This is a genomic window from Leptospira langatensis, from assembly GCF_004770615.1.
In the GTDB taxonomy this organism is placed as follows: Bacteria; Spirochaetota; Leptospiria; order Leptospirales; family Leptospiraceae; genus Leptospira_B; species Leptospira_B langatensis.
Genome location: NZ_RQER01000005.1, coordinates 71,059 through 86,239 on the forward strand (window position 1 = coordinate 71,059; position 15,181 = coordinate 86,239).

Genomic DNA, 15,181 nt, shown 5'->3' on the forward strand with positions numbered 1-15,181 from the left:
TACCCCTTTAAAAAGCTTTTATTCCCCGGCTTACGAATTCATGGAATTCTTTCCCGAGTTCCAGACTAGAGAGTCCCTTTCTGTTTTCGACCTCGGTTTCAAATACGAAAATAAAGGCTTCCTTTTGCCATTCCCATCGGACATAGCAGTGTTCGGCAGAGGATTTCTTGAAGCAGCCGGAAAATACGGTGGCCCTGGAATTTTCTCCCATGGGGAAGTATTGGAATTGGCGGTTGCTGAGTTTGGCCTGTTCGGTTTCGGATACCAAATGTCTGAAATCTATGGAATTGTCCTCAGTGTAAGAGGTGACTCGGAAGGTATCGAAATTCGATTTGGTATCCGAGATCTTACATTCGTAAAATAGTCCTCTTGCGAACATTCTTCCCGAATTCAAAACGACCGCGTTCCCGCTAGTATAATATACTACATCATAATTCAATCGTAAGACCGAAGGGTTCTCTGCGACCACCGCATTCGGGTTCTGGTCAGTGGTCTTACATTGGAAAAGAAAGACTAAAACGCAAAGAATACTAAAAGCCGATTTCATACAGGTCTCCCTTATAATTCCTAAATACATATGAAGAATCCTTGGTTTCTTCCAGATAGTTTGCGGGAAGAGGAACCTTTCCTCCTCCTCCGGTCAGGTCCACGACGTATAACGGTACGCTGAGCCCGCTCACACTGCCTCGGATCTGTTTCATGAGTTCCACACCTTCTTCGATCGGTACCCTAAAATGAGAAGAGCCAAAGATCTCATCACATTGGTGGAGATAATACGGTTTGATCCCGATCTTGGTAAGTCCGTAAAAGAGTTCCTTTAAGGTCTCTACGGAATTATTCACTCCTTTTAAGAGAACGGATTGGTTCAGAACGGTAACGGCACCTTCTTTGCAAAGCATCTCTATTCTTTCCTTCACGAGAGGGGTCAGTTCCTTAGGATGATTGAAATGAGTGACTAGATAGACTGGAAAATGTTTCTTTAGAACGGAACAAAGTTCCGGAGTAATCCTCATAGGCAAGGTCACCGGGTAGCGGGAATGGATGCGGACCTGATTGATATGAGGAACGGATTTCAATTCTCCCAATAGAAAATCCAATTTAGAGTCCGAAAGATTGAGAGGATCTCCTCCGGATAGGATCACTTCCTTGATCTCGGAATGTTCTCTGAAATATTGCAATGCCTTTTGCCAGTCTTCTAAACCGGGAGTGCCCGAAGACTGAGAAACCTTTCTCTTGCGAGTGCAGAATCTACAATATACTGCACATACATGAGAGAGATACCAGAGAGCCCTGTCTGGATAACGATGGGTGACTCCTTTGACCGGCATATAGGATTCTTCTGCCAATGGATCTTCTCTGTCCCACGTACGCACAGAGAGTTCTTCCTTGCGGGGAAGTACCTGGAGTCGGATCGGGCAATTCGGATCCTTCTCATCCGCCAACTGCAAATAATAGGGAGTGGTAGAGAAGCTAAAGACTTGGGAGCAACTGGCGATGGCCTCTCTTTCTTCCGAACTGATCCGGATGTATTCGGAGAGTTCTTGCTCATCCTTGATCCGATTTTGGATCTGCCATTTCCAGTCCAACCAATCCGCTTTGGGAACAGTCGTACCTTGTCTTTGAGAAGAAGTAAGTTCCAGAGGTATGCTCCTCTTTCTGATTGATTTACAAATCCTTCTCCCAGTCAACCGAGTATCCGGATAAAAAAAAGGAAACCTAGACGATTTCCCTCTGAATTCTATCTTTATAACCTCAGGAGAGAACGCTCATCTTTTAAAGTTGGAGACTTAGGAGAAGGATGAGCAAATCCCTGCTCTATATATTACCGAACGGAATTTTTGCCCGAAACCGTTCGGTATCTCCGGGAAAATCCCCCCGAGGACTTACAGAATGAAAGCCACTAGGCCGGAGGGGGAAGAAAAAGATAACGATATTCTAAAGTGTGAAAAGAAAGAATGCGATCGGAGCAGTTCGGAAGATAGCGACTTCCTAAGCCTAGGATAGAATGAAAGAGTTCGTCGGCAAGGCTAGTACCTGCATCGTCCGAGGAAGAGGTAAATAAGGAGGGAAGGGCTTGACCCTCGGATTCTCGGAACGACTGGACCTTTGCTTTCTTTGGTAGACCGATCGTCTTAGCCGTTCTGAAATCTCTAGCAACCACCTCGCTGAACAAGGCAACTACCAAGAATAGAACCAAAGACAAAAGCCCGAGCCGTTTCATATCTTACAGTTTATTTGACGAAAGAAAAAGTCTTTCGCAACCCTTTTTCGGGCAAAAAGCGGATTTTACTGCTTGGACGCGTCCACTTCTACCGTGCTTAACGTACTTCTTAAGTAACCGCTTTTGAGGACCATCGCTTGGCCTTCTTCAGAAGTGATAAAAGTCACAAACTCGTCTATTTTCTTTCCTCGATCGGAAAGATAAAAGAGATAGAGTCCTCTCGCTAACCTGTACTCTCTATTGGAAACATTCTGGATACTAGGTTCTACGAAAGGGTCCTTGGCGGTTCGAGCATACGGGACTGCTTTCACTTTTCCCTTGTTCTGGATCTGGGCGCTTCCCATTCCCATGAATCCGATCGCAGCCGGATCTTTTTGGATCTCGTCGGCCATCACATCGTTATCCGTAACTACTTTTGCGTTAGAAACATATTCCTTTTTCTTGGCGGCTTCGTACGCCTTCTCTCCTAGATCTCTTTGTCTTAGGATATGGGTCTCAAAGTAAGCGGCAGTACCGCTCTTATCGTTTCGAAGCAGAACATGGATCGGTCCCGGTTTACCACCCAACTTGGACCAATCATTGATCTCGCCGGAGAAGATCTTGGAGACTTGATCTAAGGTAAGTTTGTTCAGTGGGTTCTCTGGATGGACTACGATCGCAATTCCATCGTATCCGATCAGAATACTCTCGAATTTGCCTTTTCTTTCCAGGCGTACTTGTTCTTCGGGGGTAAGAGGCCGAGAAGAGGCAGCTATATCCGTCTTTCCTTCGAATAGCTTTTCGATACCTTCGAAAGATCCTCCTCCCAGGACTTCTACCTTAATGTTTGGCTCTTTCTTGGAGTATCCAGAGGCAACCACGTTCAATAAAGTGTGCATGGTCTCGGATCCAGTGATCAAAATGGTTTCTTTCTTACAATTGGCACCGCTCAATCCTAATGCTAGGATAAGAATAGGCATTAATTTTTGTTTCATCGGCAAATGGGTTCTCCGGAAATCTTTTCCAATCGGGGAATCTCTTTTACAAACCCCAAAAGTCGAACTGATTTTGTGTTGGAAATATTACAAATAGCGGTAGAGTACATCGCTTGACACCTCGCCTTCCTACAAGGATATAGAAGGAGCGTAATCTTTATTTTAGGTCGTATATGAACTTAGGTATCACTGAAGTTAGAAAAGGGATGGTTCTCAAGGTTGAAGGAGAATTATATTCCGTAGTTAAAAGCGAATTCGTAAACCCAGGAAAGGGCTCCGCCTTCATTCGGACCAAATTAAAAAACCTGATCCGAAACAGTTCCATAGAAAGGACGTTTAAGGCAGCCGAGAAATTAGAATCTGTCGAATTGGAAAAGAGACAGATGACCATCTGCTATACTGAGGGTGACGATATCATCTTCATGGATACCAACGACTTCGAACAGCTTCCGGTCTCCAAAGAATACTTGGACGATATCCTTCCATTCTTAAAGGAAGAAACCGCTATGGAAGTTTCCTTCTATGAAGGCAAGCCTATCGGAGTGATCCCGCCTAACTTTGCAGTTCTAGAAGTCACTTATGCTGAGGAAGGTTTGAAGGGAGATACTTCCGGAACCGCTCTCAAGAGAGTGACCGTTGAGACCGGTGGAGAGATCAATGTCCCTATCTTTGTGAAGCAAGGGGACGTGATCAAGATCGATTTAAGGGACCTTACCTACGTGGAGAGGGTCAATAAGTAATCATACCTTACTGGGGGAGAAACAGCAATGGCTACCATCGTCCAAAGACCGGGATTGCCGGAGATCAAGGATAACGCGGAAGTGAAAGCCTTCTTGAATCAAAGAGGGATAGAATACGATCATTGGCCAGTGCCAAGCGAGTCTAACGCGTTGACCGACAAGATGACCCTTGTTGACGAGGAGAAGGAAGCTCTTCTGAAGAATCTGGATTATCGCTTTGCCGTACTCAAGGAAAAAGAAGGTTATCAATCCAGGGATTTGATCGTGCTTCATCCTCAGGTCCCAGGCCTGAATGAAATGCTTGCTAAGTTCGACAAGGTCCATTATCATACGGACGACGAGGTTCGTTATATCGTGGATGGTACTGGGATCTTTGGATTCGCTCTGAACGGGGAGAAATTCCTGGTCAAGGTAGAGAAGAACGATTTCATTTCCGTTCCTAAAAACACCAACCACTGGTTTACCTTGGATGAGAACAAAAGGATCAAAGCGGTCCGTTACTTCCAAGACATGAGCGGCTGGGTTCCTAACTACGTAGAAGAAACAACGGCACTCGTTTAAAGAATGTCCCAAAAGAAGATCCTGACTCGCTTAGCCGAGTCGGGAGTGTTGTATCACTCCAAAGGTTGGATGCCTGGAACCGCAGGCAATCTCTCCGTTAAAGATTCGAAAGATCCTAACGTCTTTTGGGTGAGCGGGAGCGGCCTGGACAAGAACGGACTTAGTCGCAAGGACTTCCTCCCTGTTCAGATAGAAACTGGCAAGGTATTAGAAGGTTGGAAGGGCAGAGAAGGTTTGAGACCTTCTGCAGAGACTTCTATTCATAGAGCGGTTTACAAGGCATTTCCTGTGATGGGTTGTTCCTTGCACGTGCATACTCCCGAATCCAATCTTGTGGAGATAGGTGTCTCCAAGGAAAATCCGATCGAGGAACTTCCACTTCTTCCTCTGGAGATCATCAAGGCGTTTGGGATCTGGGATGAGAACCCGAATGTATCCGCTCCGGTCCTCTATAATTATCCTTCTGTCCAAGAGATCTCCGATCATTTGGAGAAGTATCTGATCGATCACAAGCCCCGTGTTCCTTTCTGCATTATAGAAAAGCATGGGATCACTGTCTGGGGGAAGGATCTAGTCCAGGCAAATAGACATCTAGAAGCGGCCGATTTCTTGTTGAAAGTCCGGGCCATGTCCAAATAAGCCGATGGATCGCAAAAACATCCTGGTGATCGGTGCCGGTTCCGGAATAGGCAAGGCTCTATTAGAAAAATTGCATGCAGCTCCTGGGATCAATGCGATCGGGATCTCCAGAAGGGGGATCTCTTTCGAGAGTACATTCGAATCCGGAAAGAACTATCGATGCGATCTGAACGACCGCAAAAGCCTCGCCGATTTCTGTGGGGACCTGACTTCTTCTTGGTCGGAGATTGCTGCGATCTACTTTCTAGCAGGAGACGGTTTATTCCTACCTATCGAAGATCTGGAAATCGAGGATCTGGAAAAACATCTATTCTTAAATCTTATCTCCCCTATGTTCCTGACTTCTAAACTGATCTCTATGTTGCGACCTGGTTCCCTTCTCTGTTATCTTTCCTCTACTGCGGGAAGACAGGGATTTCCGGAATCTTCTCCATATTGCGCTTCTAAACATGGTCTGGCAGGTTTTGCAAAGTCCATCCGCGAAGAATTGAAACCAAGAGGGATCCGAGTGAGCACCATATATGCTGGAGCCATCGATACTTCTATTTGGGATGGACGGGAAGGTTTCGATCGAAAGGACATGATCCCTGCAGAGGATGCGGCGATCTTTCTCGCGAGTTTATTCTTTCAGCCGGCTACTTTCAATCAGGACGAGATCCTATTCTTGCCACCGAAAGGCGTTTTATAACCTTCTTTGCCTAAGGTCCGGTCCTTCCGGATAGGTATAGATGAAAAGCGGATTTTGGAGTTATTGATGTCAATCAGAATATTAAAATATTCTAAAATTAGATCCTTATTTTTCGGCCCAGCGTTCCCGGATCTCCAGCAAGTTTGGCATGAGATCCAAAAAGACGGGAACTAGCCCAGGATCGAAATGTTTTCCGGAATTTTCTCGAATGTACTCGATCGCGTCTGGGATCTCCCAGGCTTTTTTGTACGGTCTTTCGGTGGTCAAGGCGTCGAATACGTCCGCCAGGGCGACGATCCTCGCTTCCATAGGGATCTCTTCTTCTTTTAATCCATTTGGATAACCGGTCCCGTCCCATTTTTCATGATGATTTTGGGCAATACTCTTTGCGATCTGCAATAGATGGGAATCATGATCACCGATGATCTCGGCTCCGATGCTTGGGTGTTTTTTCATGATATCCCATTCTTCGGGAGTAAGTTTACCAGGTTTTTGTAATATACTATCCGGTATCCCGATCTTTCCTATGTCGTGCATCGGAGAAGCGTGCAGTATATTTTCCGCAACCTCGGGACTATAGCCCATCGCGGAGGCCAAGGTCTGGGAATAATGGCTCATCCGGATTACGTGCAGGCCGGTTTCATTGTCCTTATATTCTGCGGCGAGCCCGAGCCTTTGGATGATCTGCAGACGAGTCTCCTTTAATTCGTCGTTACGTACTAGGGAAAGATGGGTGCGGACCCTTGCTTTTACGATCGCCGGACTTACCGGTTTCGTAATATAGTCCACCGCACCGGATTCGAATCCGTCGGTCTCGTCTTCTTCTTCTGCCATGGCTGTCACAAAGATCACAGGAATTCGGGAAGTGGCAGGGTCGTTCCTTAATTTTTGGCAGGTCTCATGCCCGCTCATCCCGGGCATCATAACGTCCAAAAGAATTAAATTCGGTTTTTCTAATATTGCTAATTCGATCGCCTTCGCGCCGTCCTTGGCGAAGAGTAGAAAGTATTCGTCCTGCAGGATCTGCCGGAGTACCTGGAGATTTGTGGCCTCGTCGTCGACGATCAGTATTTTGGGCCGGACATCGACGAGACTGCTCATATATTTTTACTTTTCTCTTAATCCGAGTTTGTTTGCAATTCCGATTAGGATCGCAATTGCATCTTCGAACTCGAATTGTTCGATCTTTGCGCCTAGTTTTTTCAGTTCTTGTGGATCTGTTTGAGACCGGACCAAACGGAAAAATTCCTCCAGATGCTCTTCTTCGATCGCACCTCTTTTGAAAGAATCGGAAAGGGATTGGAACAGGACACTGGCTCGATCAGGATCCCATTCTAATCCGTTGTTTAAATGGGAATCTTCTACTTCTGTCTTTTCCAGATTGGAGGAATATCCTAAGACCCTTCCGATCTCGGATATCATTTGGTTGAGTTCGACCGGTTTTGCGATGAATCCGTCCATACCGGCTTCTAAGGCTAAGTTCTTATCCTCTTCGAAAACGCTAGCAGTAAGTGCTAGGATGGGAATCCTATGGATATTTTCCTGGATCTCATGCATTCGGATCACTTTGGTTGCCTGTCTTCCGTCCAAGCCCGGCATCTGCACATCCATAAGTACTAGATCGAAGGTCTCCGCTTCTACTTTTTTGACCGCATCTTCTCCGTTATACGCTACAGCGACGGTATGCCCTTGGTTCTTCAGAAGAAGTCCGACTAATTCTGTATTCTTCTCGATATCGTCCACAACCAGGATCCTCAGGGAAGGTAGACTTACATTGCCTTGAGAGGAAGCCTCTACTTTATGATTTCCTAATTCTAAAGGAAGAAGCACATGAAAGGTACTTCCTTTCCCCAAGACACTTTCTGCCCAGATCTGTCCGCCCATGAGCTCGGTTAACTGTTTGCAGATCGTAGTGCCAAGCCCGGTACCTCCGAATCGTCTCGTGGTGGAAATATCGGCTTGAGTGAATGGCTCGAAGATCTTCTCCAATCGATCTGCACGGATCCCGATCCCGGTATCCTGGACTGCAAAATGTAAGGGACCGTTCTCTTTCGATACCTTCAGGGTCACTTTCCCATGATCCGTGAATTTCACAGCGTTTCCGATCAGATTCAATAAGATCTGTCTGATCCGAAGCGAGTCGCCTAGATAGAATTCGGAGAGCTCCGGAGCTTGTACTACTTCGAATTCCAGATTCTTCTTTCTGGCACTAATGCCCAATGTGGATTTTAGTTCTGCGATCAATTTGAAAAGGGAGAAGTCCAGGTTCTCCAATTCCACCGCGCCCTTTTCCAATTTGGCGGTATTTAGAATATCATTCAAAAGTCTTAATAGAGATTTTGCGGATGCCTTGACCGTTTCGAGATGGACTCTTTGTCCCTTCTCCAGATCTTCCGAAAGAAGTACTTCGGTGAAACCTAGAATGGAATTCATAGGAGTACGGATCTCATGACTCATATTCGCTAAGAAAGAAGTCTTGGTGATCGCGGCCAGTTCCGCTTTTTCCTTTGCAGCACGAAGAGCCTCTTCTATATTTCTGCGCTCCGTAATGTCCAGAATGACACCGTCTAAGAAGAGAACCTCACCGTTGCCTCCGTATACTCCGCAGCCGTTCCCCCAAAGCCAACGAATATCGCCGCTCTTATGTACGATCCTATATTCCAAGGTAAAGGCTCTTCTCTCGAAGATAGCGGCTTCCACTTCTTGCTCTACTTTTTTCAGATCTTCCGGAAGGATAATGTCTTTGAAGGAGCGTGCCGGTTCCATTCTTGCGAAATCGGATGCGGGATAACCTGTGATCGACTCGGAAGCGTCACTCATGAACAAGATCTTCCAGTCTTTTCCGGGAAGGCAGCGATAAGTAATTCCCGGGATATTTTCGATCATAGAACGGACTTGCTGCTCGCTTTGTTTGAGTGCGGACTCGATCATCTTTCTTTCGCTGATATCCGTCACGAAACCCACGAAAAGATCTTCACCGGATAACCTTGCATGGCCGATCGCAAGACGTATCGGGAAATCGGATCCGTCTTTTCGAATGCCGATCACTTCCTTACTCGAACCTACGATCCTCGCAAACCCTGCACTGAGAGAATACTTGGAATTAGGTTTCTTAGAGGAATAATACGGATCGGGCATGAGTTCCCGGATATGCTTGCCGAGTACTTCCGATCTTTCGTAGCCAAAGATGAGCTCTGCAGAAGGATTGAAGTCACTGATCCTTCCTTGAGAATCGAGGATCATGACCCCGTCGATCGCGGTAGTGATGATCGTTCTCAATCTGGATTCGCTGGCTCTAAGATTTTGGACTAGGACCCTATACCTCAGGAACCAGTTTACTGCAAAGGAGAATAACGTAAAAACGATCGTAGTCAGAGTGATCGCAAGAGCGAGAAAAGTAGGATCGTTAAACTGTGTATTCAGGTCCGTCTCCGGGGTCCCGATAAATCTGGAGGAAACCATTCCTGTATAATGCATTCCTGATATTGCCAAACCCATGGTACAGGCGGCGATGACGGAAAGTCTCTGAGAGCTCAATTTGAATTCTGCGAGCCCGAATCTTACCCAAAGAGAAACGATCGCTAGAATGATCGCCACTATAATGGATAAGGAGAAGAACCAAGGATCGTATCTAAGTGCGGCTGACATTTGCATAGCCGCCATCCCAGTGTAATGCATGGTCCCGATCCCGGCACCTACAAGAATCCCGCCTAACACTAATTCTGTGACAGAGATCCTGGGTCGATTCACGAAGGAAAGTGCGACTACGGATGCAAGAAGGCTAGGGAACATGGAAAGGATCGTAAGAGTCTTATCATATTTCACCGTAGTGCAAAGGGAGAAGGAAAGCATTCCCACGAAATGCATGGCCCAAACCCCGCAACCCAAGGCAAGACTTCCCGCAGCAAGTACCAGATATTTGGTGAGAGGAGGAGAGAATTCGGGAACGGTTTGGCTTACGATCTGCAATGCGATATAGGAGGCAAAGATCGCGATGAGTATGGAGAGTACTACTAGCCAAGGATTATACGTTTCAATTAATAAGGGAGAGTTCGGATCGAATGTAAAAAGGCTACGCAAAGATAGGAACATTCGGTCTATACCTCGAAGGGCAACCCCACATAAAAGATTGTATTTCCGGGAGAAGACTCGAACCAGATCCTTCCTTGGTGTTTCTCTACGATCCGTTTCGCGATGTCTAATCCGAGTCCGGATCCTTCTCCCAATGGTTTGGTTGTGAAGAATGCCTCGAATACTTGGTCTGCTACATTCGGAGGAATACCGGGTCCATTGTCCCGAATAGAAACGAGCACTTCTTTTCCTTGTAGGGAAGCGTCAATGTTCAAATTTCCCTTATAGTCCATAGCCTGGACCGAGTTCATAATCAAATTGGTCCATAGATGCATGAGATCGTCCGGAAATCCCAGGAATTCGGGAATAGAATCCAGGTTTGTGGAAACTTCTACGCCATGTTTAAACAAATTTTGGTATAAGGTCAGAACGGTATCTACATTCTCCTTTAAGGAGAATTTCCTTTTCTTATGGGACGATTCAAAGTGAGCAAAGCTACGGAGAGCGTAAACGATCTTCGAGGATCTCTCGACTGCGGTCTTGATCGTGTCGACGCATTGCTCGGGGCCGAGCAGATCCAGGAAGAAAGGAAGAAGCTCCCGAGTATTCGAATTATTTAATATAAGAAGGAACTCCTTCCAGCCGGAAGAGATCCCGTAGTCTACGAAAAATTCCGCAGTCTCGTCCGGGGAAAGGATATTTTCCGATCTCATTTCTTCTTTCAAGGAGGAGAGGGTCTTTCTTCTTTCCAGACCGATCAATACTTCCTTGGAAGAGATCCCTTTCTGGATCAACTTTCCGAATAGATCCCATTCTTGATCGGATAATAGGGAAAGTTTAGGAAGTAAGGAACGCAAATCGTTCTTCACTCTATGCAAATAAGAAAGTATATTGAAACCTGCGGCTTGGATGGCTCCGATCGGGTTATTGATCTCGTGAGCGATCCCGGCGGCCAATTGTCCCAGGTCCGCTAGTTTGGAAGCCTGGATCAGTTTTGCCTGAGTGCGTTTCACGCTTTGGATGGCTTCTTCCAGATCGGCTTTTTGGGTCTCGATGATCGAATTCTTGGCGAGGATCTCTTCATTCACTCTTTTTAATGTATCGATCCGGATCTCCGCTTCTTCCAAACCGGTGGTATCCGTTCCCGTAGAGATCACATACTGTAGATTGCCGGCCTTATCCCGTACTTCCTTATGCTCCCAGGCGGTATGACGCGCTTTTCCCTCTTTGGTCTTTAAGAGGATGCTCGTCCTGTTCGGGAAATGTTTCTTAGCGAAGCGACTCTCGAAAACTCTCGCGACCCTGGCTTTGTCTTTCGGATGGATCACTGCCTCCCAAAAGACTTTTCCTTCCAACTCCATGAGATCGAAGCCGGTGATCTGCAAGCAGGCTTTGTTCAGGAGAATGAGTTTACCTTCTCCATCAAGAACTAGGAATAGAATACTCGTCGAATCCAAGATGGTCTGTAAGACGTCTCTTCTCTCTGAAAGTTTTCTCTCGGAAATCGCTCTTTGGGTCACATCCCTTAGGGCGATGATCTTAAAATGGGAACCGTCCTCGTCCAAAAAACGAATTAAGATATCGTAATACTTACTGCCGGTTCTCCATTCGCTGCCCGATCTTCCGCTCAGGGAACATTCGTCCAGAATAGAAGAAAGCTCCGGTAGGAACTCCGATAATTTTGTGTCGCCTCTGAGTCTCGCGGTGCCAAGAAGATTTAAAGCAGCAACATTACAATCCAAGAGGAACCCATCCGGATTCAAGACGAATACTGCGTCTTGGATCCATTCGAAGACCTGGTTCCTGGCCATAGGGATGAGGTCTAAAATCCTAAAATAATAAAGTCCATACATCCAAACCAAGAGAGCGAAGCTCGCAGCAAGCGGAAAGATGTCTAACTTAGGATGCACGAAGGGAATGAAGCCGCCAACAGTCATGATCTGGCTTCCGAACGGAATGGAAAGGCCGATCAGAAATACAAGACTCCGTACCCTGTGAAAAGCCCTTTGGCTCCAAACCCCGTATGCGAGTACCAAGATACAAAAGAAGAAGGTGCCAAGAAAATTTACTACGAATACATCCATCCAGGGACCGTACTCGTAGATCAGTGCTAGCCAAGGAGCGGAGTTATCGAAACGAATAGAAGGGCGGATCCATTCCTTTTTCCCAAACCAGACCACGGATTCGGTAATGATAGGAAGGATGGAAAAAATAAAGACGCTGCCTGTGCAAATGAACTTGCTCAGATTCGCTACTCGAAAGCAGAGAAACGGAAGAGAAGCAATCAAAAGATCGCAGCCTATGAATTGGAAGTCGTCCCAGAAAATAATGGACTTAGGTTGTGTGCTTACGATCTCGAAAAAATAGCCGAAGCTATAGAGAGTCATCCCGATGGAGACGAATAAGAACTCTATAGAACCGGGAGTCTTTCGATTCTTGAATGCGAGTCTGACGGTGATGATCGAAAGAATGAAACTGAATAGGGGAAGGATCGCATATGGAGTCCATCTGAACCAAGAGAGAGACTGGACTTCCGGAGCCATGCGACAATTTTTGAAAGCGAGCGCTCGCGCTCAAGGAAATAAAAAATCTACTGGAGCGTGATCAACTGGCGATCGCTTCCTGCTTGGTTCCACCGATCGTAAAATAGAATGACGCACCTTCGCCCAATTTGCCTTCAGCCCAAACGGAGCCCTTGTACCTAGTGACGATCCGATGAACGATCGCAAGACCGACCCCGGTTCCCTCAAACTCGTCTTGTCTATGCAATCTTTGGAATACACCGAAAAGACGATTATAATATTTCATATCGAAGCCGGCACCGTTATCCTTCACGAAGAAGGTCCTACCTTTCTCGGTTTGAGTGACGCCCACTTCGACTACTGGATTTTCCTTCTTAGAAGAATACTTCACCGCATTGGAGATCAGGTTCTGGAAAACATAGGACATCAGATCCTTGTCGGAAGTTACTTTGGCCAGAGGATGGATGATGATCTCCGTCTTGTTCTGTATTTGGTCCTTGATCTGGTTTGCGACAGATTCTGCCACTTCGGTCAGATCGAAGGTGGAATCCTTGAGCTCCTTTCTGCCTACTCTGGAGAATTCAAGTAGGTTATCGATGAGGTTCTCCATTCTCCGAGTGGATTCGATGAGAACGTTCAAGAAACGGATCCCATCCTTATCCATTACGGAACTGTAATCTTCGATCAGCATTTGCGTATAGCCTTGGATGGCGCGAAGGGGAGCTCTTAGATCATGTGAAACTGAATAGGAGAATGCTTCTAACTCTGCATTCGCAAATTCCAACTGGAAGTTTTTCTGTTCGATGGACTCCATGATCTTCTTGCGATCTGCGGCCATGGAGAGAAGGGATTTTACTCGAGTGATCAATTCTTCCGGATGGAAAGGCTTGAATAGATATTCGTCTGCTTTTGCTTCCCAGCCTTGCAGCATGGCTTCTCTATGAGTTAAGGCGGTAAGAAGGATCACGATCGTCTTGGCGGCTTCCGGATCGGATTTGATCATCTTACAAAGTTCGATCCCATCCGTCTCAGGCATCATCACATCCGAGAGAACTAGATCCGGTCCCCAAGAAAGAACATGGTTCATTCCCTCCTTGCCGTTCTTAGCAAGCTTCACGCGGGCAAAGGGACTCAGGAGAGAAGAAATGAATCGAGCCAGATCCTCGTTGTCTTCGCATACTAGGACTTTTGGGAGATCGGAATCTTCTTCCGAGAGAGCTTCTTCTTGGTTGGATTCGGAAGAATAGAACTTGGGGGAATAAGAAACAAATTTGCTTCCGGCTAACTCTTTGTCGTTGGGAGAAGATTCTATCAATTCAGCGGGAACTTCGATAGTGAAAGTGCTACCGACTCCTAACGTGCTCTCGACAGAAACTTGGCCGCCCAAGAGCTCGGAGAATTCTTTCACCATAGCAAGACCAAGACCGGTGCCTCCATATTTCCTGGTAGAAGAGCCTTCTACTTGCTGGAATTTCTGGAACAATTTACCGAGATCATTCTCTGCGATCCCGATCCCGGAGTCTTTTACGCTCAATTTCAAGAAGCCTTTTTCCCAGGAAAGACGGACAAAGATATTTCCTTCCTTAGGAGTGAATTTCAATGCGTTGGACAGCAGATTGAACAGGATCCTTTCAAAAAGATAGCGATCCATAGAAAGAGAAGGATTCGAAGCGATCAGATCGCACTCTATATGGATCTGCTTCTCGGAAGCGACAGGCTCGAAATCCCTTAAGATAGTGCGAACAAGGTTGCAGACCGGAACGGATTCCTTTTCGACCTTCATCTTCCCTGCTTCAAATTTAGAAAAATCTAATAAACTATTCACTAATTGAAGAAGGCGGATAGAATTGTTGTGTACGATATGGAGTTTTTGTGTCTGTTCCGGTTTTAGGTTAGAGGTCTTTTCCGAAAGAAGAAGGGACTCCAAAGGGGCAAGGATCAGAGTGAGAGGGGTCCTTAGTTCGTGAGAGACGTTGGCAAAAAATTCATTCTTGATCGTTTCTGCCTCGCGAAGCTTCTTATTGCTTTCCTGCAATTCGAGAGAGCGACGAACAATCTCTGATTCCATCTGAGTTGTGCGTGATTGCAGTTCTTCAGTGATCTTGCTAAGCTCGGTACCCTTTTGCTTGAGTTGAACAAACTCGGTCACATCTTCTACTTTATGAATGATATAAGTAACTTGGCCTTTCGCATCCAAAAGAGGGGAATTGACCGGGCTCCAATATTTCTCTCGAAAACCGCCGCCCTCCGAATCAGGAAGTTGGATGGAATATTTTTGGACGGCCATGGTGTCTGGCTGCTTCTTCTCCAAGACGCGTAAGAGAGAAGTGCGAAGGTTCGCGACCCCGGTCGCATCCGGATCGTTCGGATCATCGGTAAAGACATCGAAGATACCGTTGCCCAAGAGATCCTCTCGTTTTGTAAGAGTAGCATTCAGATAGGCGTCCGTGACGGCTAAGATTTTGAGTTCCGCTGAGAGAATGAGATAGAGTCCGGGAGAGGATTCGAAAAGAAGACGAAAATCAGGCTTTGGAGAAGAGGACTGGTCCATTCTGTACCGGAATTTAGAAGGAAACTAAAGAAACTCCGAAATGCGTAGCGAAATCGGGAATTTCGAAGAACAAAGCTATCTGGTTTCGAAAAATAATTCAATCAGATTCTGGGTGAAAATAGGAATAGAAACGGCGTAGAAAGTCGGAAAAAGAGTAAGCAAAAGGATGTATTTCCTCTGCGGGGAAGAGCGGGACCATGGGAAACCGCCGAAA

12 protein-coding genes are annotated in these 15,181 nt (G+C 46.3%); 4 read left to right on the forward strand and 8 right to left on the reverse strand.

Features of this window, described 5'->3' with window-relative positions; genetic code table 11:
* Window positions 1-7 precede the first annotated feature (7 nt).
* From EHO57_RS08255 to EHO57_RS08270, 4 genes are all read right to left on the reverse strand, one after another.
* Entirely contained in the window at window positions 8-547 is a 540-nt protein-coding gene (locus EHO57_RS08255; protein ID WP_135646585.1) for a hypothetical protein, read from the reverse strand.
* The gene (locus tag EHO57_RS08260; RefSeq protein ID WP_135646728.1) at window positions 531-1,640 is read right to left on the reverse strand and encodes a KamA family radical SAM protein; all 1,110 of its coding nucleotides are present in this window, start codon (window positions 1,638-1,640) and stop codon (window positions 531-533) included. Before EHO57_RS08260 ends, EHO57_RS08255 begins: the two co-directional genes overlap by 17 nt.
* 260 nt (window positions 1,641-1,900) lie before the next feature.
* Window positions 1,901-2,221 carry a hypothetical protein gene (locus EHO57_RS08265; protein WP_135646586.1) on the reverse strand — a complete coding sequence of 107 codons (321 nt, stop codon included), beginning with the start codon at window positions 2,219-2,221 and terminating at the stop codon, window positions 1,901-1,903.
* 65 nt (window positions 2,222-2,286) lie between these two features.
* Entirely contained in the window at window positions 2,287-3,195 is a 909-nt protein-coding gene (locus EHO57_RS08270) for a phosphate ABC transporter substrate-binding protein (RefSeq protein ID WP_135646587.1), read from the reverse strand.
* A 173-nt stretch (window positions 3,196-3,368) separates the two neighbouring features.
* Between EHO57_RS08270 and efp the strand changes: the two genes are divergently transcribed.
* From efp to EHO57_RS08290, 4 genes are read left to right on the forward strand one after another with little or no spacing between them, the layout of a single operon-like run.
* A complete protein-coding gene (efp, locus tag EHO57_RS08275) occupies window positions 3,369-3,935 on the forward strand; it encodes an elongation factor P (RefSeq protein ID WP_135646588.1) in 567 nt (188 codons plus the stop codon).
* Window positions 3,936-3,962: 27 nt separating this feature from the next.
* Entirely contained in the window at window positions 3,963-4,496 is a 534-nt protein-coding gene (locus EHO57_RS08280) for a 1,2-dihydroxy-3-keto-5-methylthiopentene dioxygenase (RefSeq protein WP_135646589.1), read from the forward strand.
* Window positions 4,497-4,499: 3 nt separating this feature from the next.
* A complete protein-coding gene (gene mtnB / locus EHO57_RS08285) occupies window positions 4,500-5,135 on the forward strand; it encodes a methylthioribulose 1-phosphate dehydratase (RefSeq protein WP_135646590.1) in 636 nt (211 codons plus the stop codon).
* Window positions 5,136-5,139: 4 nt separating this feature from the next.
* Entirely contained in the window at window positions 5,140-5,823 is a 684-nt protein-coding gene (locus EHO57_RS08290) for an SDR family oxidoreductase (RefSeq protein ID WP_135646591.1), read from the forward strand.
* 105 nt (window positions 5,824-5,928) lie between these two features.
* Here the strand turns inward: EHO57_RS08290 and EHO57_RS08295 are convergent, their stop codons facing one another.
* The 4 genes from EHO57_RS08295 to EHO57_RS08310 form a co-directional block, all read right to left on the reverse strand.
* Window positions 5,929-6,924, reverse strand: a complete 996-nt coding sequence (locus EHO57_RS08295) for a response regulator (RefSeq protein ID WP_135646592.1) — start codon at window positions 6,922-6,924, stop codon at window positions 5,929-5,931.
* A 6-nt stretch (window positions 6,925-6,930) separates the two neighbouring features.
* Window positions 6,931-9,915 (reverse strand): MHYT domain-containing protein, encoded by a 2,985-nt coding sequence (locus EHO57_RS08300; RefSeq protein WP_135646593.1) that lies wholly within the window; start codon window positions 9,913-9,915, stop codon window positions 6,931-6,933.
* Between the two features lie 5 nt (window positions 9,916-9,920).
* Window positions 9,921-12,437 (reverse strand): histidine kinase N-terminal 7TM domain-containing protein, encoded by a 2,517-nt coding sequence (locus tag EHO57_RS08305; protein ID WP_135646594.1) that lies wholly within the window; start codon window positions 12,435-12,437, stop codon window positions 9,921-9,923.
* Window positions 12,438-12,498: 61 nt separating this feature from the next.
* Window positions 12,499-14,967, reverse strand: a complete 2,469-nt coding sequence (locus EHO57_RS08310; RefSeq protein WP_135646595.1) for an ATP-binding protein — start codon at window positions 14,965-14,967, stop codon at window positions 12,499-12,501.
* Between the last annotated feature and the right edge of the window lie 214 nt (window positions 14,968-15,181).